Origin of the sequence: Gilliamella sp. Nev5-1, assembly GCF_001690895.1 — a bacterium.
Classification (GTDB): domain Bacteria; phylum Pseudomonadota; class Gammaproteobacteria; order Enterobacterales; family Orbaceae; genus Gilliamella; species Gilliamella apicola_C.
This window is the reverse complement of record NZ_LZHO01000057.1, coordinates 1-23,372: the sequence shown is the minus strand read 5'-3', so window position 1 is coordinate 23,372 and position 23,372 is coordinate 1. Positions and strand designations below refer to the sequence as shown.

Sequence of the window (23,372 nt, the reverse complement as noted above, 5' to 3'; positions counted from 1 at the left end):
ACTAAAATACTCAACTAAATACTTGACTAAATTAAATGGATATATACAATAAAGCGATAACGCATAGGGGAATGATTAATGAAATTGACATCAAAAGGACGATATGCGGTGACAGCAATGCTTGATGTTGCATTACATGCTGATTCAGGGCCTGTATCACTTGCAGAGATTTCAGAACGTCAAGAAATTTCACTTTCTTATCTTGAACAATTGTTTGCTCGTTTACGTAAAAATGGCTTAGTACAGAGTGTTAGAGGTCCTGGTGGCGGTTATATATTGAGTCGCTCTATGGATCAAATTGCGATTAGCTCAATTGTTAAAGCTGTTGATGAGACAGTGCATGCAACAAAATGTCATGGGCAAGATGGATGCCAAGGTGGTGTGAGATGTTTAACTCACACATTGTGGAATGAACTAAGTGAGCGAATTGAGGACTTTTTAACTAGCATTACGTTAAGTGAATTGGTTAATGATAAAGAAGTTAAAGCCGTTGCTAGCCGACAAAGTAATATACAACACGTTCAGATCAATTAATAAAAATAGAATATAGAATTTGTCATTGGGAGTGATTAATGAAACTACCTATTTATATGGATTATGCAGCGACAACCCCTGTTGATCCTAGAGTTGCTGAAAAAATGATGCAGTATTTAACCCCAAATGGGATTTTTGGTAACCCGGCATCTCGTTCTCATAAATTTGGTTGGCAAGCAGAAGAAGCAGTTGATATTGCTCGCAATCAAATTGCTGATCTTATTGGTGCTGATTCACGAGAAATTGTTTTTACATCTGGTGCAACTGAAGCCGATAATTTAGCGATCAAAGGCGCTGCTCATTTTAATCAAGCGAAAGGTAAGCACATTATTACTTGTAAAACTGAGCACAAAGCCGTGCTTGATACTTGTCGCCAGCTTGAGCGAGAAGGTTATGAAGTAACTTATTTAGCTCCTGAATCAGATGGTATTCTTGATTTAGATAAACTTGCAGAGGCAATGCGTAGTGATACAACTGTTGTATCTATTATGCATGTTAATAATGAAACAGGTGTTATTCAAGACATCGAGAAAATTGGTGAAATGTGCCGTGAACGGTGCATTGTCTTTCATGTTGATGCAACACAATCTGTAGGTAAATTACCCATTGATGTGGCCAAGTTAAAAGTTGATTTAATGTCATTTTCTGGTCATAAGATTTATGGTCCAAAAGGAATTGGTGGACTTTATGTAAGACGTAAGCCTCGTGTGCGAATTGAAGCGCAAATGCATGGAGGTGGTCATGAGCGCGGTATGCGCTCAGGCACGTTACCTGTGCACCAAATTGTCGGTATGGGTGAAGCGTACCATATAGCCAAAGAAGAAATGGCAGCTGAAATGCCTCGCCTTTTAGCGCTAAAAAATCGTTTATGGAATGGGTTAAAAGATATCGAAGAAGTTTACCTCAATGGTTCTTTAGAACACAGTGTACCAAATATTTTAAATGTGAGTTTTGCATATATTGAAGGTGAATCGCTTATGATGGCTTTAAAGGATTTAGCGGTTTCATCTGGTTCGGCGTGCACATCAGCGAGCTTAGAGCCTTCTTATGTGCTACGTGCATTAGGGCTCAATGATGAGCTTGCGCATAGCTCAATTCGTTTTTCATTGGGTCGATTTAGTACTGAAGAAGAAGTGGACTATGTGATTAAATTAATTAAAAACTCTATTGATAAATTAAGAGATTTATCGCCACTTTGGGAAATGTTTAAAGATGGTGTTGATTTAACAAAAATTAAATGGTCAGCCCATTAATATTAGGAGCAAATTATGGCATACAGTGAAAAAGTTGTTGATCATTATGAAAACCCTCGTAATGTAGGTTCTTTTGATCAAAATGATCCTAATGTCGGTAGTGGCATGGTTGGGGCGCCTGCGTGTGGCGATGTAATGCGTTTACAAATCAAAGTGAATGATAATGGCATTATTGAGGACGCTAAGTTTAAAACCTATGGTTGTGGTAGCGCAATTGCATCAAGCTCTTTAGTAACCGAATGGATTAAAGGTAAATCATTAGATGAGGCCGAAGCGATTAAAAATACGGATATTGCTGAAGAGTTGGCTTTACCGCCTGTTAAAATTCACTGCTCGATCTTAGCCGAAGATGCGATTAAAGCAGCAATCGATGACTATAAAACGAAAAAAGGACAACGTTAATGGCAATCACATTGACTAATAGCGCTGCTGATCGTGTTCAAGCTTTTTTGGCTAATCGTGGAAAAGGTATTGGATTACGATTAGGTGTTAAAACATCCGGTTGCTCAGGTATGGCCTATGTTTTAGAGTTTGCCGATGTGATTAATGACGATGATAGTGTCTTTGAAGATAAACATGTCAAAGTTATCGTTGATAAGAAGAGCTTAGTTTATATTGATGGAACAGAGCTTGATTTTGTCAAAGAAGGGCTAAATGAAGGCTTTAAATTCAATAACCCTAATGCTCATAATGAATGCGGTTGTGGTGAAAGTTTTAACGTGTAATTGGGCGCAATAATTATGGTTAATTATTTCGAGTTATTCAATTTACCTGTTCAGTTGCCGGTGGATGTGATTTCGTTAACAACCCATTATCAGCAATTGCAACGGCAATATCATCCAGATAATTTTGCTGTAGCAACTGATAGTGAAAAAATGGCCGCTGTGCAAAAATCAGCCACCATTAATGATGGTTATCAAATCCTAAAAAATCCAATTAAAGCTGCGGAATATTATCTATCTTTGCAAGGTTTTGGTGTTGCCACAGAAAAAAATATCATTCATGATGCCGATTTTTTAATGGAGCAATTTGCTTTACGTGAGAAGCTTGATAGTATTGAAAACCAAGCTAATTTTCAAGCATTAGATGACTTTCATAAAGAAATTATCGAACGTGAAAAAATGGTATATAACCAACTATTACAACTCATAGTAAAACAAGACATAGTAAAACAAGATTGGCAAAGTGCGCTTAATCAAATCTATAAGCTTCGTTATCTAGCTCGATTGATTGAACAAATCGAAAAGTTACAAGACAAACAATTTGATTTATAATTTACGATAAGTGATGAATCAATAGAGATAGATTAAATGGTATTATTACAAATTAGTGAACCAGGACAAACACCAATGCCACATCAGCGTCGCATTGCAGTGGGTATCGATCTTGGTACAACTAATTCACTCGTAGCAACGGTTCGTAGTGGGCAAGCCGAGGTTTTACCCGATTTGCAAGGCGATTCATTGTTGCCATCGGTTGTACATTACGGTGTTGATCATGATGATAACCCTGTTATTACTATTGGTAAATATGCCAAATCCAATGCTATAAATGATCCCCAAAATACGGTTAGTTCTGTTAAACGATTAATGGGTAGAAGTTTAGCAGATATAGAACAATCCCATTTTCCTTATACCTTTTCGCAAACAGAAAGTGGTGTCCCGTTATTAAATCTGCCTAATGGTCAGGTCAATCCAGTACAAGTCTCTGCTGATATCTTGGTTGCACTCGCCGAACGAGCAAGAGAAAGTTTAAACGGTGAAATTGACGGTGCTGTGATAACTGTGCCAGCTTACTTTGATGATGCCCAGAGGCAAGCAACTAAAGATGCAGCAAAATTAGCTGGTTTACATGTGCTTCGCTTATTAAATGAACCAACTGCCGCCGCCATTGCTTATGGCTTAGATTCTAAAAAAGAAGGGGTCATTGCCGTTTATGATTTAGGTGGCGGAACTTTTGATATTTCGATTCTTCGCCTAAATAAAGGCGTTTTTGAAGTGCTAGCAACCAGTGGTGATTCTGCTCTTGGTGGTGATGATTTTGATAGGTTGCTTGCTGACTATATAAAAAAGGAATTTGGCTTAACTGATAATATAGATACTATTATTAATCAAAATATTAGTGATCAAACGACGGATATAAAAATATTACTGAGTAATGAAGATGTTGCTATATTTACACTTAATAATCAATCATTAACTATTACTCGTCAGCATTTTCAACAATTAATAGAGCCATTAGTTAAACGCACTTTGGCTGTTTGCCGTCGGGCGTTAAAAGATGCGCAAATAGGCGTGGATGAAGTGCTTGAAGTCGTTATGGTTGGTGGTTCTACTCGAGTACCGTTAGTAAGAGAATTAGTTGGTAATTATTTTAAAACCCAGCCGTTAACGTCTATTGATCCAGATAAAGTTGTTGCTATTGGAGCTGCCATTCAAGCGGATATATTAGTAGGGAATAAATCTGATTCTGATATGCTGCTACTTGATGTCATTCCATTGTCTTTAGGGATTGAAACTATGGGGGAACTAGTCGAAAAGATTATTCCTCGTAATAGCACTATTCCATGTGCAAGAGCGCAAGAATTTACCACTTTTAAAGATGGTCAAACAGCCATGATGATTCATGTCTTGCAAGGTGAGCGTGAAAGTGTTGCCGACTGTCGCTCCTTAGCTCGGTTTACATTGAGGGGAATTCCTGCTATGCCCGCTGGCGGTGCACATATACGGGTGACTTTTCAAGTTGATGCCGATGGTTTATTAAGTGTTACGGCGATGGAAAAATCAACTGGTGTAGAAGCTACAATTCAAGTTAAGCCCTCTTACGGTCTGACCGATAAAGAGATTGCGACCATGATTCAAGATTCAATTAGTCATGCACAGCAAGATAAACAAGCCAGAATGCTTGCTGAAAAAAAAGTTGAGGCGGCACGTGTGCTAGAGAGTTTACAAGGCGCTTTAGACAAAGATGCTGATTTATTAAACGATAGCGAGCTTAGCCAAATTTTAGCCGCTCAGCGCCAATTGCAAGTAGCACGTGAGTCAGATGATAGTTATACAATTGAAAAGCACATTAAAATTGTTGATAGTGTGACACAAGATTTTGCCGCTAGGCGAATGGATAGGTCAATCCATCGTGCCTTAGCTGGCCATAAAGTTGATGATATTTAACTAACGGGATTATTATGCCAAAAATTACTTTTTTACCCAATGCCGATCTTTGCCCTGAAGGAAAAACTGTTGAAGCGCAGGAAGGTGAATCTATTTTAGACGTGGCATTGCGCAATGATATTGAAATAGAGCATGCTTGTGAGATGTCTTGTGCTTGTTCTACATGTCACTGTATTGTTCGTAAAGGGTTCGAGTCACTTGAGGAAAGTGATGAGCAAGAAGATGATATGTTAGATAAAGCCTGGGGAGTCGAGCCTTATAGCCGTTTAAGTTGTCAAGCTCGTGTAGCGAATGAAGATCTAGAAGTCGAAATTCCAAGATATAGCCTTAATCACGCCAAAGAAGATCATTAATTAATAGTCAGAATGATTACCTATCTATAATTTGATGTAAAGAATAATATTAAGCTTGGTGATTCGTTTTAAATTTCATAATTTTGAACCGATAATCAAGCGAACAGCCATATCTTTCGATTCTAAATATCTGTATTTATTTCTTGCCGTTAGTTAATTAACAGGGTATAATCAGCCCACTTTGTTTATTGCCTTTATATAAACAAATGATGAAAAGATATAATTTCTACAACAGAAAATAGCTAATTATATCGACAATACTCCCGATTTGGGGGTTACGAAAAAGAACGGATTACACTCTCCTGTCAATCGAAACAGGGCAAGAGGAGTAGTCTTTTGTTATAACTTTTAAATAATGGAGCTCTGGTCTCATGTCGAACCAAAGAATCCGTATCCGGTTAAAAGCGTTTGATCATCGTTTGATTGATCAATCAACTGCTGAAATTGTAGAAACTGCGAAGCGCACAGGTGCGCAGGTTCGTGGTCCTATTCCATTACCGACACGCAAAGAGCGTTTTACTGTATTGATCTCTCCGCACGTTAACAAAGATGCGCGTGATCAGTATGAGATTCGCACTCATAAGCGTCTAGTTGATATTGTTGAGCCAACTGAAAAAACAGTTGATGCTTTAATGCGTCTAGATCTTGCTGCCGGTGTTGATGTGCAGATCAGTTTAGGTTAATCCTAGGCTGAATGATTGAGAGGTCGAAACAATGATTGGTTTAATCGGTCGTAAAGTAGGAATGACACGAATCTTCACTGAAGAGGGTGTTTCTATTCCTGTCACCGTAGTAGAAGTTCAAAGTAATCGTATTACTCAAGTTAAAACCCTTGAGAATGATGGTTATCAAGCTATTCAGGTTACTACTGGCAGTAAAAAAGCAAGCCGCGTAAATAAACCTGAAGCAGGTCATTTCGCTAAGGCTGGCGTTGAAGCTGGTCGTGGTCTATGGGAATTCCGTTTTGAAGAAGGTGAATTTACTGTAGGTCAAAGTATTAACGTTGATATTTTTACTGACGTTAAAAAAGTTGATGTTACTGGAACATCTAAAGGTAAAGGTTTTGCTGGCGTTACTAAACGTTGGAATTTCCGTACTCAAGATGCGACTCATGGTAACTCTTTGGCACACCGTGGTCATGGCTCTATCGGTCAAAACCAAACTCCGGGTAAAGTGTTTAAAGGTCGTAAAATGGCAGGTCACTTAGGTAATGAACGTGTAACAGTTCAAAACTTAGATATTGTGCGTGTTGATGCAGAACGTAACCTTTTATTAATTAAAGGTGCAGTTCCTGGTGCAATCAATAGTGACGTAATTGTTAAACCAGCAATCAAGGCTTAACGTCGAGGAGATAGAGATGGAATTAGTAGTAAGAGACGCGCAAGCGCTTTCTGTTTCCGAAACTACCTTCGGACGTGAGTTTAATGAAGCGTTAGTTCACCAAGTAGTTGTTGCTTATGCATCTGCTGCTCGTCAAGGCTCACGCGCACAAAAAACTCGTGCAGAAATCGCTGGTTCAGGTAAAAAACCATGGCGTCAAAAAGGCACTGGTCGTGCTCGTTCAGGTTCTATTAAGAGCCCAATTTGGCGTAGTGGTGGTGTAACATTTGCAGCAAAACCACAAGATCATAGCCAAAAAGTTAACCGTAAAATGTATCGTGGTGCATTAAAGAGTATTTTCTCTGAATTAGTGCGTCAAGAACGTTTAGTTGTGGTTGAAACATTTACTGTTGAAGCACCTAAGACTAAATTATTAACTCAGAAATTAAATGATATGAATCTTAATGATGTTCTTATTATCGCTTCTGAAGTTGATGAAAATCTTTTCTTAGCAGCACGTAACTTGCATAAAGTTGATGTGCGTGATGTAGCAGGTATTGATCCAGTTAGTTTGATTGCATTTGACAAAGTGGTTATCACTGTTGATGCCGTTAAACAAGTAGAGGAGATGTTAGCATGATTCGTGAAGAGCGTCTGCTTAAAGTCCTGCGAGCACCACATGTTTCTGAAAAAGCATCTATTTCAATGGAAAAAACAAATACATTAGTATTGAAAGTTGCTAAAGATGCTACTAAGAGAGAGATTAAAGCCGCAGTTGAACAACTATTTGAAGTTAAAGTAGATGACGTTAATACACTTGTTGTTAAAGGCAAAGTTAAACGTCGTGGTCAACAAATCGGTCGCCGTAGCGACTGGAAAAAAGCTTACGTTACTTTAGCAGAAGGTCAAAATTTAGACCTTGCTGGCGTCGCTGAGTAATTCGGAGGAGTAAGAACAATGGCAGTTGTTAAGTGTAAACCTACATCTCCGGGTCGTCGCCACGTTGTTAAAGTGGTTAACCCAGAGTTGCATAAAGGTAAGCCTTATGCACCGTTGCTTGATTCAAAAAGCAAAACTGGTGGTCGCAATAATAATGGTCGAATCACTACCCGTCATATCGGTGGTGGTCATAAGCAACATTATCGTATTGTCGACTTTAAGCGTAATAAAGATGGTATTCCAGCAGTTGTTGAACGTTTGGAATATGATCCAAACCGTAGTGCAAATATTGCATTGGTTTTATATAAAGACGGTGAACGTCGTTATATTTTAGCGCCTAAAGGCTTAAAAGCAGGTGATCAGATCCAATCTGGTGTTGATGCATCAATTAAAACAGGTAACTGTTTACCAATGCGCAATATTCCAGTCGGTTCTACCGTGCATAACATTGAAATGAAACCAGGTAAAGGCGGACAACTCGCTCGCTCGGCTGGTAGCTATGTGCAAATCGTTGCACGTGATGGTGCTTATGTAACATTACGTCTACGTTCAGGTGAAATGCGTAAAGTATTATCTGATTGCCGCGCCACTATTGGTGAAGTGGGTAACTCAGAACATATGCTTCGCGTACTAGGTAAAGCGGGTGCAACGCGTTGGCGTGGTGTTCGTCCTACTGTTCGTGGTACAGCAATGAACCCGGTAGACCATCCACATGGTGGTGGTGAAGGTCGTAACTTTGGTAAACATCCTGTGTCTCCATGGGGTCAAAAAGCCAAAGGATTGAAAACGCGTAGCAACAAACGTACTGATAAGTATATTGTTCGCCGTCGCAATAAGAAATAATTAATATAGAGGATTAGCTATGCCACGTTCTCTCAAGAAGGGTCCTTTTATTGACCTACACTTGCTGAAGAAGGTAGAGAAAGCGGTGGAAAGCGGGGACAAGAAACCAATTCGTACTTGGTCCCGTCGTTCAACGATCTTTCCTAACATGATCGGTTTGACCATCGCTGTCCATAATGGTCGTCAGCACGTTCCAGTTTATGTTTCCGATGAAATGGTTGGTCATAAATTGGGTGAATTCGCGCCGACTCGTACTTATCGCGGTCACGCAGCTGATAAGAAAGCTAAGAAGAAATAAGTAGGAGAAAGAGATGGAAACAATTGCAAAGTACCGCCACGCTCGTTCTTCTGCACAAAAAGTTCGCTTAGTTGCAGATCTTGTTCGCGGTAAGAAAGTGTCTCAGGCACTAGATATTTTAACGTACACCAATAAAAAAGCGGCTGTACTTGTTAAAAAAGTATTAGAGTCTGCTATTGCTAATGCAGAGCATAACGATGGTGCTGATATTGATGATCTAAAAGTTGCGAAAATTTTCGTAGACGAAGGTCCAACCATGAAGCGCATTATGCCTCGTGCGAAAGGTCGTGCAGATCGAATTTTGAAGCGTACGAGTCACATCACCGTGATCGTCTCAGATCGCTAGGCTGGAGAATAGCAATGGGTCAAAAAGTAAATCCAAATGGTATCCGATTAGGCATTGTTAAGCCTTGGACATCTACATGGTATTCGGGTACAAAGACATTCGCTGATAATTTAGAAAGTGATTTTAGAGTGCGTGAATTCTTAAATAAAGAATTAGCTCAAGCGTCAATCTCTAAAATTGTGATCGACCGTTCAGCAGAAACTAACGTTCGAATTACTATTCACACCGCTCGTCCAGGGATTGTGATTGGTAAAAAAGGTGAGGACGTTGAAAAATTACGTAATGCCGTAGCTTCTATTGTCAATAAATATAAAGACAAAAAAGAGAAGCGTGATGTTGCGGTACAAATTAATATTGCAGAAGTTCGCAAACCAGAACTTGATGCAAAATTAGTTGCTGACAGCATTACTTCTCAGTTAGAACGCCGTGTTATGTTCCGTCGTGCTATGAAACGTGCGGTACAAAACGCAATGAAAGCGGGTGCTAAAGGTATCAAAGTTGAAGTAAGTGGTCGTTTAGGCGGCGCTGAAATTGCTCGCAGTGAGTGGTACCGTGAAGGTCGTGTGCCTTTACATACCTTACGAGCTGATATCGACTATGGATTGTCTGAAGCATTAACTACCTATGGTATTATTGGTGTTAAAGTGTGGATCTTCAAAGGTGAGATCCTTGGTGGTATGGCTGCCGTTGAACAAGCAGAAAAACAACCTGCTGCTCAACCGAAAAAGCAGCGCAAAGGCCGAAAACAATAAGGAGCGTCGCTGATGTTACAACCAAAGCGTACAAAATTCCGTAAAGTGCACAAGGGCCGCAATCGTGGTCTTGCTGTAAGTACTGATGTTAGTTTCGGTACATTCGGTCTTAAGGCTGTAGGTCGTGGTCGTTTGACTGCGCGCCAGATCGAAGCGGCACGTCGTGCAATGACTCGTGCAGTTAAGCGTCAAGGTAAAATCTGGATTCGAGTTTTCCCTGATAAACCAATTACTGAAAAACCACTTGCAGTGCGTATGGGTAAAGGTAAGGGTAACGTTGAATACTGGGTTGCTCAGATTCAACCAGGTAAAGTCCTTTATGAAATGGACGGTGTACCGGAAGAAGTTGCTCGTGAAGCATTTGCGTTGGCAGCTGCAAAACTGCCAATTAAAACCACCTTTGTGATTAAGACGGTGATGTAAATGAAAGCAAAAGAGCTACGCGAAAAAAGCGTTGAAGAGTTAAATACTGAACTTCTTAATTTATTACGTGAGCAATTTAACTTACGTATGCAATTAACTGGAGGTCAGTTAACACAGACTCATATGTTAAAACAAGTGCGTCGTAATATTGCACGTGTTAAAACATTATTAACTGAGAAGGCGGGTGCGTAATATGACTACTGAAGTAAAAATTCGTACTCAGCAAGGTCGTGTTATTAGCGACAAAATGGATAAATCAACTGTAGCTATTGAACGTAAAGTGAAGCATCCGTTATATGGTAAGTTCATTAAACGTACGACTAAATTGCATGTACATGATGAAAACAACGAGTGTGGTATTGGTGATACTGTAGAAATTAAAGAGTGTCGTCCATTATCAAAAACCAAATCTTGGACTCTTGTTCGAATCGTTGAAAAAGCAGTTATTTAATCTTTTTGGTTAAAAACTGTACATAATATAATAAACGGCTTAGTAGCCGTTTATTTTATGCTATCCATTTTATTTGAGTGGTGTTATACTATGCGCCCTCACATAAGTGGGTTTTTGGTTGTCTATTCTTATCCATGGTAGTTGAGGTGGATGAAGGTAGATTAGACAATAATTTATTTATACGGAGCATTAAAATGATCCAAGAACAGACTAGGCTAGATGTTGCCGATAACTCTGGCGCACGTAGCGTAATGTGTATCAAGGTTCTCGGTGGATCGCACCGTCGTTATGCAGCGGTAGGTGATATCATCAAAGTTACCATTAAAGAAGCAATTCCTCGTGGTAAAGTTAAAAAAGGTGATGTGCTTAAAGCTGTAGTCGTGCGCACTAGAAAAGGTGTTCGTCGTCCTGATGGATCTGTCATTCGTTTCGATCGTAATGCTTGTGTTATTTTAAACAATAACAGTGAGCAACCGATTGGTACGCGTATTTTTGGACCGGTCACTCGTGAACTTCGCTCTGAGAAGTTTATGAAGATCATTTCATTAGCACCAGAAGTACTGTAAGGAGCGGGTAATGGCAGCGAAAATCCGTCGAGAAGATGAAGTTATCGTGTTAACCGGAAAAGATAAAGGTAAGCGCGGTAAAGTAAAAAGCGTTTTGTCTACAGGTAAAGTGATTGTTGAAGGTATTAATTTGGTGAAAAAACACCAAAAACCAGTACCTGCATTAAATCAAGAAGGTGGAATTGTTGAAAAAGAAGCAGCAATTAATGTTTCTAACGTGGCAATTTTTAACCCAGCTACAGGCAAAGCAGATCGCGTAGGCTTTCGTTTTGAAGACGGTAAAAAAGTCCGTTTTTATAAGTCTACTAATGAATTAATCAATTAAGTAATTTGGAGTGTACGATGGCGAAACTGCATGATTACTACAAAGCACAGGTAGTAAATAAACTGCAAGAACAGTTTGGCTACAAATCTGTCATGCAAGTCCCTCGGATCGAAAAGATCACCTTGAATATGGGTGTGGGTGAAGCAATTACTGATAAGAAATTATTAGATAATGCTGTTGCAGATTTAGCAGCAATCAGTGGTCAAAAACCACTTGTCACTAAAGCACGCAAATCAGTTGCTGGTTTTAAAATCCGTCAAGGGTATCCTATTGGTTGTAAAGTCACTTTACGTGGCGAACGTATGTGGGAATTTTTTGAACGTCTAGTTTATATTGCTCTTCCTCGTACTCGAGATTTCCGCGGTTTAAGCGCAAAATCTTTTGATGGTCGTGGTAACTATAGCATGGGTGTTCGTGAACAAATCGTTTTCCCTGAAATCGATTATGATAAAGTTGATCGTGTTCGTGGTTTAGATATTACTATCACAACCAGTGCACAATCAGATGAAGAAGGCCGAGCTTTATTATCTGCCTTTAACTTCCCATTTCGTAAGTAAGGTAGGGCATAATGGCTAAACAATCAATGATTGAACGCGATAAGAAACGCGTAAAGCTAGCAGAAAAATATTTTGCAAAGCGTCAAGAATTAAAAGCGATTATCTCTGATCTTAATGCATCAGATGAAGATCGTTGGAATGCAGTGCTTAAATTGCAAACGCTTCCTCGTGATTCTAGTCCATCACGTCAACGTCGTCGTTGTCGTCAAACTGGTCGTCCTCATGGCGTCCTTCGTAAGTTTGGTTTAAGCCGTATTAAGGTTCGTGAGTCAGCCATGCGTGGTGAGATTCCTGGTCTTAAAAAGGCAAGTTGGTAATCAGGGGAGTGTTATAGATGAGCATGCAAGATCCTATAGCAGATATGTTGACCCGTATTCGTAATGGTCAATCTGCGAATAAAGTTGCAGTCACCATGCCTTCCTCTAAGCTAAAAGTGGCAATTGCCAATGTGCTAAAAGAAGAAGGTTATATCGGGGACTATAAAGTTGTTGGTGACACTAAGCCAGAATTGGAAATTACTTTGAAATATTTCCAAGGCAAAGCTGTTGTAGAAAGTATTAAACGTGTTAGCCGTCCAGGTTTACGTATTTATAAGCGTAAAGATGAATTGCCAAAAGTTATGGCTGGATTAGGTATCGCAGTTGTTTCTACTTCTAAAGGTGTTATGACTGATCGTGCAGCACGCCAAGCGGGTCTTGGTGGTGAAATTATCTGCTACGTAGCGTAAGGGAGAAAAGAATGTCTCGTGTTGCAAAAGCACCTGTCGTTGTTCCTGCTGGCGTAGAGGTAAAACTCGATGGTCAGGTAATTACGATTAAAGGTAAAAATGGCGAGTTATCTCGCACAATAAATAATGCTGTTGTGATTAATCAAGAAGAGGGCCAAATTAAATTTGCTCCTCGCGATGGCTTTGCTGATGCTTGGGCTCAAGCTGGTACGGCTCGTGCATTGATTAATGCGATGGTTATTGGTGTTACTGAAGGTTTTACTAAAAAACTTCAGCTAGTTGGTGTTGGTTATCGTGCACAAGTTAAAGGTAATGCAATTGGTTTATCTCTTGGATATTCACATCCAATTGAACATCAATTACCTGCAGGTGTGTCAGCTGAATGTCCTTCTCAAACTGAAATTGTACTCAAAAGTGCTGATAAACAGTTAATTGGACAAGTGGCTGCAGATATCCGTGCTTATCGTCGTCCTGAACCTTATAAAGGTAAAGGTGTTCGTTACGCAGATGAAGTTGTGCGTACTAAAGAAGCTAAGAAAAAGTAAGGTAACACTATGGATAAGAAATCAGCTCGTATCCGTCGTGCAACTAAAGCGCGTCGCAAGATGCATGAATTACTTGCAACTCGCTTGGTAGTTCACCGCACTCCGCGTCATATTTATGCGCAAATTATCGCACCAAACGGATCAGAAGTACTGGCAGCCGCTTCTACATTAGAAAAAGCTATCAGTGAAAGTTTAAAATACACCGGAAACAAAGATGCAGCAGCGGCGGTTGGTAAAGCAATTGCAGAGCGTGCATTAGCGAAAGATATCAAAGAAGTTTCATTTGATCGTTCAGGTTTCCAATATCATGGTCGAGTTCAGGCGCTAGCAGATGCTGCTCGCGAAGCTGGCCTACAGTTCTAAGGTAGGAGTTAAAGATGTCAAACATCGAAAAACAAGCTGGTGAACTGCAGGAAAAACTAATCGCAGTTAACCGAGTTTCTAAAACCGTAAAAGGTGGTCGTATTTTTAGTTTTTCTGCACTAACAGTTGTTGGTGACGGTAATGGCCGCGTAGGTTTTGGATATGGTAAAGCACGTGAAGTGCCAGCAGCAATTCAAAAAGCAATGGAAAAAGCACGTCGTAATATGATTAATGTTGCTTTAAACAACGATACTTTACAGCATCCAGTTAAAGGTGCTCACACAGGTTCTCGTGTTTATATGCAACCAGCATCAGAAGGTACTGGTATTATCGCTGGTGGTGCGATGCGTGCCGTTTTAGAAGTTGCTGGTGTTCGTAACGTTCTAGCTAAAGCATATGGTTCTACTAACCCAATTAATGTGGTTCGTGCAACTATTGATGGCTTAGAAAATATGAAATCACCAGAAATGGTTGCTGCTAAGCGTGGTAAAACCGTCGAAGAAATTTTGGGGTAATTAACCATGGCAAAAACAATTAAAATTACACAAACCCGTAGTTCTATTGGTCGTCTACCGAAGCATAAAGCAACGTTAGTTGGATTAGGATTACGTCGTATTGGTCATACTGTTGAGCGTGAGGATACTCCTGCAATTCGCGGTATGGTAAACCAAGTTTATTACATGGTTAAAGTTGAGGAGTAATAGTAATGCGTTTAAATACTTTATCTCCTGCTGAAGGTTCAAAGCATGCACCGAAACGCCTAGGCCGAGGAATTGGTTCTGGGTTAGGTAAAACAGGTACTCGTGGTGTTAAAGGTCAAAAATCCCGTTCAGGTGGTGGCGTTCGCCGTGGCTTTGAAGGTGGTCAAATGCCTTTATATCGTCGTTTACCAAAATTTGGTTTTACCTCACGTAAAGCTTTAGTTACAGCTCAAGTTCGTCTTTCTGATTTGATGAAGGTTGAAGGCGATATTGTTGACTTAAATAGCTTAAAAGTTGCAAATGTGATTAATTCACATATCGAATATGCAAAAATCATGTTATCTGGCGAAGTAACTAAACCAGTAACTGTTCGTGGTATTCGAGTAACTAAAGGTGCTAAAGCTGCAATTGAAGCTGCTGGCGGAAAAATTGAGGAATAATTAGAAAGATGGCAAAGCAACCAGGATTAGATTTTCAAAGAGCACGAAGTGGTAGCGGTGAGCTTACAAGACGTTTAATGTTTGTGCTTTTAGCGCTTATTGTTTTTCGTCTAGGTTCTTATGTTCCAGTTCCTGGTATTGATACTAAAGCGTTATCGGACTTACTAGCAAAAGCATCTTCAAATGGTATTGTTGGTATGTTCAATATGTTCTCTGGTGGTGCTTTAAGCCGTGCTTCAATTTTTGCTTTAGGGATAATGCCTTATATTTCTGCATCGATTATAGTGCAGCTATTAACTACAATTAGTCCTAAATTGGCAGAATTGAAGAAAGAAGGTGAATCAGGCCGTAAGAAAATTAGTCAGTATACGCGTTATGGCACATTAGGGTTAGCGATAGTGCAGGCTGTTGGTATTGCGACTGGTTTACCTAATCATCCAGATTACGGTCATGTAGTGATTAATCCTGGATTTTCTTTCTATTTTATTGCATCGGTTAGCTTAGTTACTGGCACTATGTTTCTTATGTGGCTAGGTGAGCAGATCACAGAGCGAGGCGTAGGCAATGGTATTTCGATCATTATCTTTGCTGGTATTGTGGCTGGTCTTCCTCATGCAATATATGAAACTATTGAACAAGCTCGTTCTGGTTCACTGCATCCGATTTTACTATTAGTGGTCGCTGCCTTAGTGGTTGGTGTGACTTATTTTGTTGTTTTTGTTGAGCGTGGTCAACGTCGTATTGTTGTTAACTATGCACAGCGACAACAAGGTCGTCGTATTTATGCGGCGCAAAGCACGCATTTACCATTAAAGATTAATATGGCAGGTGTCATTCCTGCAATATTTGCTTCAACAATTGTTATGTTACCATCTATGATGGCTTCTTGGTTCCAAGGAGATGGTGAAGGCTGGAGATATATTATGGTACTTATCTATCAATATTTCTCTCATGATGAACCGTTATATATAATCTTTTTTGTGGCGGCAATTATCTTCTTTTGTTTCTTTTATACAGCATTGGTTTTCAATCCGAGGGAAACAGCAGATCAGCTTAAAAAATCTGGTGCATTTATTCCAGGTATCCGCCCAGGCGAACAAACATCTAAGTATATTGACAAAGTGATGACTCGTTTAACACTAATTGGTGCGATATATATTACTGTTGTTTGTTTGATTCCGATGTTTATGACAAGTGCAATGAAAGTTCCGGTTCAATTTGGTGGAACATCGTTATTAATTGTTGTTGTTGTAATCATGGATTTTATGGCACAAGTACAGACTTTAATGATGCCAAATCGTTATGAGTCAATGTTAAAGAAAGCGAATCTTAAAGGCTACGGTCGATAAGTTAGCCAGAAGTTACGGAGAAAAATATGAAAGTTCGTGCTTCAGTCAAGAAATTATGCAGAAATTGTAAAATCATTAAACGTAATGGCATTGTTCGTGTCATTTGCGTTGAAGGTAAACATAAACAACGTCAAGGTTAATTTATTTAACTAGAAGTTGATTTGCATATTTTACTTGCCAAAGTATAGTAAAGCTGGCTAGAATAGCCAGCTTAGATTTAGTTGTGAATTCACCGTTTGAGTATCCTGAAAACGGGCTTTTCAGTATGGTGAATTTGCTAAACATTAACAATAAAGGAGTGCATAGTGGCCCGTATAGCAGGCATTAACATTCCTGATCAACAACATGCTGTGATTGCTTTACAAGCGATTTATGGTATTGGAGCTACCCGTGCTAAGACAATTTGTTCTGAAGCCGGTATTCCTGAAAATGTTAAGATCAGAGAACTATCTGAAGATCAGATTGAAAAGTTACGTGAACAAGTCGCTAAATTTACCGTTGAAGGTGATTTACGTCGTGAAGTAACTATGAGTATCAAGCGTTTATTAGACCTTGGTTGTTATCGTGGCATGCGTCACCGTCGTGGACTTCCTGTTCGCGGTCAACGCACAAAGACTAACGCTCGTACCCGTAAGGGACCGCGTAAGCCAATCAAGAAATAATTGAGGTATAATTAAATGGCAAAGACACCTGTTCGTACACGTAAACGTGTAAAAAAGCAAGTTTCTGATGGTATAGCTCATATTCATGCATCATTCAACAATACAATCGTAACTATTACCGATCGTCAAGGTAATGCGTTAGGTTGGGCAACCGCTGGTGGTTCTGGTTTCCGTGGCTCTCGTAAGTCAACACCTTTTGCAGCTCAAGTAGCAGCGGAACGTTGTGCTGAAGCTGTCAAAGATTACGGAATTAAGAATCTGGAAGTTATGGTAAAAGGACCTGGTCCTGGTCGTGAGTCAACAATTCGTGCATTAAATGCTGCGGGCTATCGCATCACTAACATTACTGATGTTACTCCGATTCCTCATAACGGTTGTCGTCCACCAAAGAAACGTCGTGTTTAATTTATTAAACATTGAATGTTTAGGATTATTGGAGAAATAAAATGGCAAGATATTTGGGACCAAAACTCAAATTAAGTCGTCGTGAAGGTACAGATTTATTCCTTAAATCTGGTGTCCGAGCGGTTGACAGTAAATGTAAATTAGAACAAGCTCCTGGGCAACATGGTGCGCGTAAACCGCGTTTATCAGATTATGGTGTTCAGTTACGTGAAAAACAAAAAGTTAGACGTATTTATGGAATTTTAGAACGTCAATTCCGTAATTACTACAAAAGCGCAGCGCGTATTAAAGGCAATACAGGTGAAAACCTACTTGGCCTTTTAGAACGTCGCTTAGATAACGTTGTTTATCGCATGGGATTTGGTGCTACTCGCGCTGAAGCTCGTCAATTAGTTAGTCATAAAGCTGTTCTTGTTAATGGTCGCGTTGTAAATATTGCATCTTACCAAGTTTCACCTGAAGATGTGATTAGTGTTCGCGAAAAGTCAAAAAAACAAGCACGTATTAAAGCCGCTTTAGAGTTAGCTGAACAACGTGAAAAACCAACATGGTTAGAAGTTGATGCTAGCAAAATGGAAGGCGTATTTAAACGCTTACCAGAACGTTCAGATTTATCTGCTGACATCAACGAACATTTGATCGTCGAACTTTACTCTAAGTAAAGTTTAGCACTTAAGAGAGGACATAATGCAGGGTTCTGTAACAGAGTTTTTAAAACCTCACCTAGTTGATGTTGTTCAATACAGCCAAACACACGCCAAAGTGACTTTAGAGCCACTTGAACGTGGTTTTGGTCATACTTTAGGTAATGCACTACGCCGCATTTTATTATCATCTATGCCGGGATATGCAGTAACCGAAGTTGAAATTGACGGTGTTCTGCATGAGTACAGTACTAAAGAAGGCGTTCAAGAAGATGTACTTGATATTTTGCTTAATTTAAAAAAATTAGCAGTGCGTGTACATACTAAAGATGATGTTATGCTGACGTTAAATAAATCAGGTATTGGTGCAGTAACCGCATCTGATATCACTCACGATGGTGATGTTGAAATTGTTAATCCTGATTTAGTAATTTGTCATCTTACTGATGCCAATGCTTCAATTAGTATGCGTATTCGTGTACAACGAGGACGTGGTTATGTCCCTGCTTCTGCTCGCGTTAAGTCAGAAGATGAAGAACGACCAATAGGTCGTTTGTTAGTTGATGCATGTTATAGCCCTGTAGAGCGTATCGCATATTCTGTTGATGCTGCTCGTGTGGAACAACGTACGGATTTAGATAAGCTTGTTATCGATATGGAAACAAATGGGACTATCGATCCTGAGGAATCTATTCGTCGTGCATCAACTATTTTGGCTGAACAACTTGAAGCTTTCGTTGATTTACGTGATGTGCGTCAACCAGAAGTGAAAGAAGATAAACCGGAATTTGATCCAGTTCTCTTACGTCCAGTAGATGATTTGGAATTAACTGTTCGGTCTGCTAATTGCTTAAAAGCAGAAGCAGTTCATTATATTGGTGATTTAGTGCAACGTACTGAAGTTGAGTTACTTAAAACTCCTAATCTTGGTAAGAAATCGCTTACTGAAATTAAGGATGTGCTCGCCTCTCGTGGCTTATCTTTAGGCATGCGTCTTGAGAATTGGCCACCAGCAAGTATTGTTGAAGACTAAGATAAAATTTATATAAGAAGGATAAAGTTATGCGCCATCGTAAAAGTGGTCGTCAACTGAACCGAAATAGCAGCCATCGTCAAGCAATGTTTCGTAACATGACAAGTTCACTTGTTGAACATGAAATCATCAAAACTACATTGCCTAAAGCAAAAGAGTTGCGTCGTGTTGTTGAACCGTTAATTACGCTAGCCAAAAGCGATAGCGTAGCTAATCGCCGTCTGGCTTTTGCTCGTATCCGTGATAAAGATACAGTGAAGAAATTATTTTCAGATTTAGGCCCACGTTTTGCCACCCGTCCTGGTGGTTATGTACGTATTTTAAAATGTGGTTTCCGTGATGGAGATAATGCTCCAATGGCTTATATCGAATTAGTTGATCGCCCTGCAGTAGAAGCAGAAGCAACAGCTGAATAATTATTAAATCATTGCGTATTAAAACCGGCTATATGCCGGTTTTTTATTTTCTCATTTACATTTATTGTAATTATATTTTAAATTATAAATTGCCAACTTTATTTAAAGTTAGTTATTGGTTAAATGATACTAAAGCATTATCAACTAACTAAGACAGGTTGAATAACAATTATCGATGTAAGTATAGTTAGCTAATAATGAGGCGGTGGTGTTTCTTCCGATAAGTTGGCAATATTCGATGATTGTGTTGCTTGTAGCTTTTGGGATAATAAAGTCAATTGCTCTTTTAATTTGCTGATATCTGCTTGAAGGGTTGCTACCATACGGTTTAATTCCTCAATGGTAATTTCTTGAAAAGCAACTTTAGTTTCAAGTAATTCTAGTTGTTGATTCATAAAAACAGGCTTATGTATACATTAATATATAATGTCACATTGTAAGTAAAAATGGCTATCAAATCCATCCCCGTTCGGCAAAAGAGACATATTCGCCTTTACCAATTACAAGGTGATCAATAATACGAATATCAATCAAGTTACAAACTTCATCTATTTTTACTGTTAGCGCACGGTCAGCTTGACTGGGTTCAGCCATGCCTGAAGGATGGTTGTGTGCCAAAATTAATGCAGCGGCATTATATTGTAATGCTCGTCTAGCGATTTCTCGCGGATGAACTTCTACACAATTATAGGTACCGATAAACATTTCTTCTGATGAAATAACATGATTTTGGTTATCTAGAAAAATCACCATAAAAACCTCACGTTCTTTATCTGCCAAACGGCTAGCTAAATAATGGTGGGTTAGTGCTGGTGAAGTTAGTGAGTTTTCATTGGATATTTTAACTTTTAGATAACGATGTGACAGCTCGACAACAGCTTTTAGTTGGGTGTATTTCGCTGTGCCTAACCCATGCTTTTTGCAAAAATCACTATGGCTTGCATTAATTAAGTTATAAAAAGAGCCAAACTCATTTAACAATTTTTGTGATAGCTCTAAAACAGGTAAGCCTTTGGTGCCTGTTCGTAAAAAAAGTGCCAGTAATTCTGCATCACTGAGAGTTTCAACGCCAAATTTTAACAGCTTTTCCCGTGGCATTAACGAAGCTGGTTGTGAAGACATAATGCTAAGTTCCAATAATAGCAAAATCTAGATTATTAATGGAAAAATTAACAGTACAAAACAGTGTTGTAAAATATTGGGATTTATTTCACAAATTATTAAGTAATATTTTGGATATCTGGCAAATAAAAAGCGCTATATAGCGCTTTTATCATTACATCCTAAACGACGACAACTTAGTGGCAACCGCAACCGCCATGGCCTCCGCCACAACAACCACTATCATCATCTTCATGATCATGGACACCACAACCGCAACCACCATGATCATGTCCATGCTCACCATGAATATGACCGTGGGCTATTTCTTCTTCTGTGGCTTCACGAATAGCTAATACTTCAACGTTAAATTTTAGATCTTGTCCCGCTAGCATATGATTACCATCAATAGTGATATTATCGCCATCGATAGCGGTAATTTCAACTGGTAAAGAACCATGCTCAGTATCAGCAAAAAAGCGCATACCAACTTCTAATTCATCAACACCGACAAACACATCACGAGGAACATTTTGCACAAGTGCATCATTAAAATCACCATATGCATTAATTATTTCAACTTCAAATTTATCACCAACTTGATGACTTTCTAAGGCTTTTTCAAGATCTTGTAATAAGTTTCCTGCGCCTTGCAAATACTCAAGCGGAGCAGTTGCTGTTGCTTCATCAACAAGAACGCCATCTTTCGTTCTAACTTGGTATGCTATACTTACTATTGTGTTTTTTGCTATTTTCATTTTATCTCCAACGGGCTATAACGAGCAAATAAGCTATAGATTTTAGCTGAAAAAAGATTATCTGTATGCTAATTTCTTATTTTTATAAAAAGTTTTTAGTTAAGAAAGATCTGGGGGGCTAGGAAATGAGTTAATTCCAGTTTGCGAACGAAGTGGAAGACTTTTTTGTTGTAAAGAAGTTTCAGGAAAGCTTCGTATTTTAGTATAAAAAGCAACTGCTTTGGAAAGTTTACAATTCTTTACAAAAAATCTCATTACAAAAGAATTAATTTATTTTATTATGCGTTATCGTCTTGAATACAATAGCATCTTTTTATTTCTAGGTTTCAATTTAACTATTCGTATTGTATAAGATATTCTATTGAATAATTATTAAAAATAAGAAAATAACTATAAGGAGTTGTAAAGATATGATACAATGTGGCTCTAAATCGGGCATCGGGCATCGGGCATCGGGCATCGGGCATCGGGCATCGGGCATCGGGCATCGGGCATCGGGCATCGGGCATCGGGCATCGGGCATCGGGCATCGGGCATCGGGCATCGGGCATCGGGCATTTTGTTAGTTGTTTTATTTCAAACGTAATATTACAGCAAAACGTTTTATCTTTAGCGTTACCTTTTTGTTTTAAACACTTCCATTGCAAATCTCACTTTGCTACCAAAATAACGGCACTGACAGCTTACTTAAAACCAAAACCTACTCAAGTCATGAGTTTAATCTTATTATCACAATGGATACACGTTAGCTCAGCTAATGCAATACTAACAGCGACTTCAAGTCAGGTTATTGTTGGGAATGCACCGCAAGTGGTGGCGTTATCAAGTGCAGATAAACATGGTTTTACTGTCAACGGTGTTTTTTATAGTGAGGAAAATGGCACGCTAAAATCTGGTGAAGTGAAAGAATTTGATGGTAATTTAACGCTAAATGATTTTAAAGTGGCAACTTATACGCCAACCAACTTAGATAGGGTAAAGAATTATCGCGATATCGATGGTGATAATGCTGATACGAGCCAACCGTTTAAGGTGGAATCGACTTACTATTGGTGGTATGACAATACCGGAAGACGCATAACTGGTGATGATAAGAAAAAGATTATAGGTTGTGGCAGTGGTTTTTCAATGCCATTAAAATTGATAATTGAAACAAAAGTAAAAGCGTATTCGCAGTATGGTATTCCAAAAGAAAGTGAGCAATTAACCTTAGCCAAAACTTACCAAATAGCAGCTAAATCAGAGCTATGTTATGCCAAACCGAATGCGATAAATGTGCACTCAACACTTCAATGGTTTAGCTTTGATGGTAAAGGTACTGGTAATGGAGTGGGGTGGAATAAACCTCATTTAAATACACCAGATCCTATCGGTGGTGGTGGTCGCACTAGCGATTATGTATTGGATTTTGGTTTTAAAGCTAATCCAACTGTTTCAAATAGACGTTTCCCAACAACAGGATTTCCTGGTGCTCAGTTCCAACTAGTGATGACAGGTTCGCAGAGTGATTATGATTATCATGTAATCAATAATCCAGGAAATGGTGTTTCGGTTGATACTATGGGAAGTATTGTTATAAATAGTAAACCAGCAGGTACAGTGACAGTTCGGGCTATTTTAAAAAGAAAACCATCAATAATTCATGATTATAGCTTTAATCCAACAAGTATCTGGGCGCTTCCTCAAGGTGATATGAAAGGTGGATTTGATACTGCCGTAAAACAATGTGGAGGAATTAATAATCTTTTTACTAGAAAGGAATTGAGTAATTCACCAGTTAAAAATGCGCCTGAGTTATCGCCAACCCCGCCAGCTATTAATTTATTTACGCGAGCGATAGGTGATTCATTGCTAGGTGAATGGGGACCAATAAATAAAGCGGCTTATCCTAAATCTCACTGGAATTCGGAGTTTTTTACAAAGCCTTATTGGACAAAGGATATTCACTCTTCATTTACTCAATTTACCGTATATGCTGATAGTGGTTGTATTGAAATAGCAAATACTAAAGATGGAAAATGGCTGGATAATTATATAATTTGTAAAGGTTGATTTCTTATAGAAATATTTAAAAGTAAAATATTATTTTTTATTATAA

39 protein-coding genes are annotated in these 23,372 nt (G+C 39.0%); 36 read left to right on the top strand and 3 right to left on the bottom strand.

Annotated features, from left to right (window positions below; translation table 11 throughout):
- Positions 1-78 precede the first annotated feature (78 nt).
- The 35 genes from iscR to rplQ all read left to right on the top strand — a co-directional run bounded on the left by iscR (position 79) and on the right by rplQ (position 19,415).
- On the top strand, positions 79-534 hold the full coding sequence (gene iscR / locus A9G41_RS08030) for a Fe-S cluster assembly transcriptional regulator IscR (RefSeq protein WP_065567165.1): 456 nt from the start codon (positions 79-81) through the stop codon (positions 532-534).
- A 38-nt stretch (positions 535-572) separates the two neighbouring features.
- Complete coding sequence (locus A9G41_RS08025; RefSeq protein WP_065583269.1) at positions 573-1,787, top strand: IscS subfamily cysteine desulfurase; 1,215 nt, start codon at positions 573-575, stop codon at positions 1,785-1,787.
- A gap of 15 nt (positions 1,788-1,802) precedes the next feature.
- Positions 1,803-2,189 carry a Fe-S cluster assembly scaffold IscU gene (gene iscU / locus A9G41_RS08020; protein WP_065567163.1) on the top strand — a complete coding sequence of 129 codons (387 nt, stop codon included), beginning with the start codon at positions 1,803-1,805 and terminating at the stop codon, positions 2,187-2,189.
- Positions 2,189-2,512: an iron-sulfur cluster assembly protein IscA gene (iscA, locus tag A9G41_RS08015; RefSeq protein WP_065583270.1), complete on the top strand. Its 324-nt coding sequence runs from the start codon at positions 2,189-2,191 to the stop codon at positions 2,510-2,512. Before iscU ends, iscA begins: the two co-directional genes overlap by 1 nt.
- 15 nt (positions 2,513-2,527) lie before the next feature.
- On the top strand, positions 2,528-3,061 hold the full coding sequence (gene hscB / locus A9G41_RS08010) for a Fe-S protein assembly co-chaperone HscB (protein WP_065583271.1): 534 nt from the start codon (positions 2,528-2,530) through the stop codon (positions 3,059-3,061).
- A gap of 36 nt (positions 3,062-3,097) precedes the next feature.
- On the top strand, positions 3,098-4,957 hold the full coding sequence (gene hscA / locus A9G41_RS08005) for a Fe-S protein assembly chaperone HscA (RefSeq protein WP_065583272.1): 1,860 nt from the start codon (positions 3,098-3,100) through the stop codon (positions 4,955-4,957).
- Positions 4,958-4,971: 14 nt separating this feature from the next.
- The gene (gene fdx, locus A9G41_RS08000) at positions 4,972-5,310 is read left to right on the top strand and encodes an ISC system 2Fe-2S type ferredoxin (protein WP_065583273.1); all 339 of its coding nucleotides are present in this window, start codon (positions 4,972-4,974) and stop codon (positions 5,308-5,310) included.
- Between the two features lie 371 nt (positions 5,311-5,681).
- Positions 5,682-5,993: a 30S ribosomal protein S10 gene (gene rpsJ, locus A9G41_RS07995; RefSeq protein WP_006120582.1), complete on the top strand. Its 312-nt coding sequence runs from the start codon at positions 5,682-5,684 to the stop codon at positions 5,991-5,993.
- Between the two features lie 31 nt (positions 5,994-6,024).
- A complete protein-coding gene (rplC, locus tag A9G41_RS07990) occupies positions 6,025-6,651 on the top strand; it encodes a 50S ribosomal protein L3 (RefSeq protein ID WP_065567159.1) in 627 nt (208 codons plus the stop codon).
- Positions 6,652-6,667: 16 nt separating this feature from the next.
- A complete protein-coding gene (gene rplD / locus A9G41_RS07985) occupies positions 6,668-7,270 on the top strand; it encodes a 50S ribosomal protein L4 (RefSeq protein ID WP_065567158.1) in 603 nt (200 codons plus the stop codon).
- Positions 7,267-7,569: a 50S ribosomal protein L23 gene (gene rplW, locus A9G41_RS07980; protein WP_034885052.1), complete on the top strand. Its 303-nt coding sequence runs from the start codon at positions 7,267-7,269 to the stop codon at positions 7,567-7,569. The genes rplD and rplW overlap by 4 nt, the downstream gene beginning before the upstream one ends.
- Before the next feature lie 18 nt (positions 7,570-7,587).
- Complete coding sequence (gene rplB, locus A9G41_RS07975) at positions 7,588-8,412, top strand: 50S ribosomal protein L2 (RefSeq protein ID WP_065558580.1); 825 nt, start codon at positions 7,588-7,590, stop codon at positions 8,410-8,412.
- 19 nt (positions 8,413-8,431) lie between these two features.
- Positions 8,432-8,710, top strand: coding sequence for a 30S ribosomal protein S19 (gene rpsS, locus A9G41_RS07970; RefSeq protein WP_024496505.1), 279 nt, complete (start codon positions 8,432-8,434; stop codon positions 8,708-8,710).
- 13 nt (positions 8,711-8,723) lie between these two features.
- On the top strand, positions 8,724-9,056 hold the full coding sequence (gene rplV, locus A9G41_RS07965; RefSeq protein ID WP_034884235.1) for a 50S ribosomal protein L22: 333 nt from the start codon (positions 8,724-8,726) through the stop codon (positions 9,054-9,056).
- A 14-nt stretch (positions 9,057-9,070) separates the two neighbouring features.
- Complete coding sequence (rpsC, locus tag A9G41_RS07960; RefSeq protein ID WP_034884234.1) at positions 9,071-9,808, top strand: 30S ribosomal protein S3; 738 nt, start codon at positions 9,071-9,073, stop codon at positions 9,806-9,808.
- 12 nt (positions 9,809-9,820) lie between these two features.
- Positions 9,821-10,231, top strand: coding sequence for a 50S ribosomal protein L16 (rplP, locus tag A9G41_RS07955; protein ID WP_034911153.1), 411 nt, complete (start codon positions 9,821-9,823; stop codon positions 10,229-10,231).
- On the top strand, positions 10,232-10,423 hold the full coding sequence (rpmC, locus tag A9G41_RS07950; protein WP_065567157.1) for a 50S ribosomal protein L29: 192 nt from the start codon (positions 10,232-10,234) through the stop codon (positions 10,421-10,423).
- Position 10,424: 1 nt separating this feature from the next.
- On the top strand, positions 10,425-10,682 hold the full coding sequence (gene rpsQ / locus A9G41_RS07945; RefSeq protein WP_075539534.1) for a 30S ribosomal protein S17: 258 nt from the start codon (positions 10,425-10,427) through the stop codon (positions 10,680-10,682).
- A gap of 194 nt (positions 10,683-10,876) precedes the next feature.
- Positions 10,877-11,248, top strand: a complete 372-nt coding sequence (gene rplN, locus A9G41_RS07940; RefSeq protein WP_025314392.1) for a 50S ribosomal protein L14 — start codon at positions 10,877-10,879, stop codon at positions 11,246-11,248.
- 10 nt (positions 11,249-11,258) lie between these two features.
- Positions 11,259-11,573, top strand: coding sequence for a 50S ribosomal protein L24 (gene rplX, locus A9G41_RS07935; protein ID WP_065567156.1), 315 nt, complete (start codon positions 11,259-11,261; stop codon positions 11,571-11,573).
- Positions 11,574-11,590: 17 nt separating this feature from the next.
- Positions 11,591-12,130 carry a 50S ribosomal protein L5 gene (rplE, locus tag A9G41_RS07930; protein ID WP_065558584.1) on the top strand — a complete coding sequence of 180 codons (540 nt, stop codon included), beginning with the start codon at positions 11,591-11,593 and terminating at the stop codon, positions 12,128-12,130.
- A gap of 11 nt (positions 12,131-12,141) precedes the next feature.
- Positions 12,142-12,447, top strand: coding sequence for a 30S ribosomal protein S14 (gene rpsN / locus A9G41_RS07925; RefSeq protein WP_025314395.1), 306 nt, complete (start codon positions 12,142-12,144; stop codon positions 12,445-12,447).
- Positions 12,448-12,464: 17 nt separating this feature from the next.
- Positions 12,465-12,857, top strand: coding sequence for a 30S ribosomal protein S8 (gene rpsH / locus A9G41_RS07920; RefSeq protein ID WP_065567155.1), 393 nt, complete (start codon positions 12,465-12,467; stop codon positions 12,855-12,857).
- A gap of 11 nt (positions 12,858-12,868) precedes the next feature.
- The gene (gene rplF / locus A9G41_RS07915; RefSeq protein WP_065567154.1) at positions 12,869-13,402 is read left to right on the top strand and encodes a 50S ribosomal protein L6; all 534 of its coding nucleotides are present in this window, start codon (positions 12,869-12,871) and stop codon (positions 13,400-13,402) included.
- Between the two features lie 9 nt (positions 13,403-13,411).
- On the top strand, positions 13,412-13,765 hold the full coding sequence (gene rplR, locus A9G41_RS07910) for a 50S ribosomal protein L18 (protein ID WP_025314398.1): 354 nt from the start codon (positions 13,412-13,414) through the stop codon (positions 13,763-13,765).
- A gap of 14 nt (positions 13,766-13,779) precedes the next feature.
- Entirely contained in the window at positions 13,780-14,280 is a 501-nt protein-coding gene (gene rpsE / locus A9G41_RS07905; RefSeq protein WP_025314399.1) for a 30S ribosomal protein S5, read from the top strand.
- A gap of 6 nt (positions 14,281-14,286) precedes the next feature.
- Positions 14,287-14,466 carry a 50S ribosomal protein L30 gene (rpmD, locus tag A9G41_RS07900; RefSeq protein WP_025314400.1) on the top strand — a complete coding sequence of 60 codons (180 nt, stop codon included), beginning with the start codon at positions 14,287-14,289 and terminating at the stop codon, positions 14,464-14,466.
- A 5-nt stretch (positions 14,467-14,471) separates the two neighbouring features.
- The gene (gene rplO / locus A9G41_RS07895) at positions 14,472-14,906 is read left to right on the top strand and encodes a 50S ribosomal protein L15 (protein ID WP_065567153.1); all 435 of its coding nucleotides are present in this window, start codon (positions 14,472-14,474) and stop codon (positions 14,904-14,906) included.
- An 8-nt stretch (positions 14,907-14,914) separates the two neighbouring features.
- The gene (gene secY, locus A9G41_RS07890; RefSeq protein WP_075539533.1) at positions 14,915-16,255 is read left to right on the top strand and encodes a preprotein translocase subunit SecY; all 1,341 of its coding nucleotides are present in this window, start codon (positions 14,915-14,917) and stop codon (positions 16,253-16,255) included.
- A 26-nt stretch (positions 16,256-16,281) separates the two neighbouring features.
- Complete coding sequence (gene rpmJ / locus A9G41_RS07885; protein ID WP_025314403.1) at positions 16,282-16,395, top strand: 50S ribosomal protein L36; 114 nt, start codon at positions 16,282-16,284, stop codon at positions 16,393-16,395.
- A 165-nt stretch (positions 16,396-16,560) separates the two neighbouring features.
- Complete coding sequence (gene rpsM, locus A9G41_RS07880; protein WP_065567151.1) at positions 16,561-16,917, top strand: 30S ribosomal protein S13; 357 nt, start codon at positions 16,561-16,563, stop codon at positions 16,915-16,917.
- Between the two features lie 15 nt (positions 16,918-16,932).
- Positions 16,933-17,322 carry a 30S ribosomal protein S11 gene (gene rpsK, locus A9G41_RS07875; protein ID WP_025314405.1) on the top strand — a complete coding sequence of 130 codons (390 nt, stop codon included), beginning with the start codon at positions 16,933-16,935 and terminating at the stop codon, positions 17,320-17,322.
- 41 nt (positions 17,323-17,363) lie between these two features.
- The gene (gene rpsD, locus A9G41_RS07870; protein ID WP_065567150.1) at positions 17,364-17,984 is read left to right on the top strand and encodes a 30S ribosomal protein S4; all 621 of its coding nucleotides are present in this window, start codon (positions 17,364-17,366) and stop codon (positions 17,982-17,984) included.
- A 25-nt stretch (positions 17,985-18,009) separates the two neighbouring features.
- Positions 18,010-18,999, top strand: coding sequence for a DNA-directed RNA polymerase subunit alpha (locus A9G41_RS07865; RefSeq protein ID WP_065567149.1), 990 nt, complete (start codon positions 18,010-18,012; stop codon positions 18,997-18,999).
- A gap of 29 nt (positions 19,000-19,028) precedes the next feature.
- A complete protein-coding gene (gene rplQ, locus A9G41_RS07860) occupies positions 19,029-19,415 on the top strand; it encodes a 50S ribosomal protein L17 (protein WP_065558593.1) in 387 nt (128 codons plus the stop codon).
- A gap of 191 nt (positions 19,416-19,606) precedes the next feature.
- Here the strand turns inward: rplQ and A9G41_RS07855 are convergent, their stop codons facing one another.
- The 3 genes from A9G41_RS07855 to slyD form a co-directional block, all read right to left on the bottom strand.
- Entirely contained in the window at positions 19,607-19,810 is a 204-nt protein-coding gene (locus A9G41_RS07855; RefSeq protein WP_065583275.1) for a SlyX family protein, read from the bottom strand.
- A gap of 58 nt (positions 19,811-19,868) precedes the next feature.
- Positions 19,869-20,537 carry a RadC family protein gene (gene radC / locus A9G41_RS07850; protein ID WP_065583276.1) on the bottom strand — a complete coding sequence of 223 codons (669 nt, stop codon included), beginning with the start codon at positions 20,535-20,537 and terminating at the stop codon, positions 19,869-19,871.
- A gap of 176 nt (positions 20,538-20,713) precedes the next feature.
- Positions 20,714-21,274 carry a peptidylprolyl isomerase gene (slyD, locus tag A9G41_RS07845; protein ID WP_065583277.1) on the bottom strand — a complete coding sequence of 187 codons (561 nt, stop codon included), beginning with the start codon at positions 21,272-21,274 and terminating at the stop codon, positions 20,714-20,716.
- A gap of 420 nt (positions 21,275-21,694) precedes the next feature.
- On the opposite strand from slyD, the gene A9G41_RS07840 reads away from it, so the two are divergent.
- Positions 21,695-23,326, top strand: coding sequence for a hypothetical protein (locus A9G41_RS07840; RefSeq protein ID WP_065583278.1), 1,632 nt, complete (start codon positions 21,695-21,697; stop codon positions 23,324-23,326).
- The last annotated feature ends 46 nt before the right edge of the window (positions 23,327-23,372 follow it).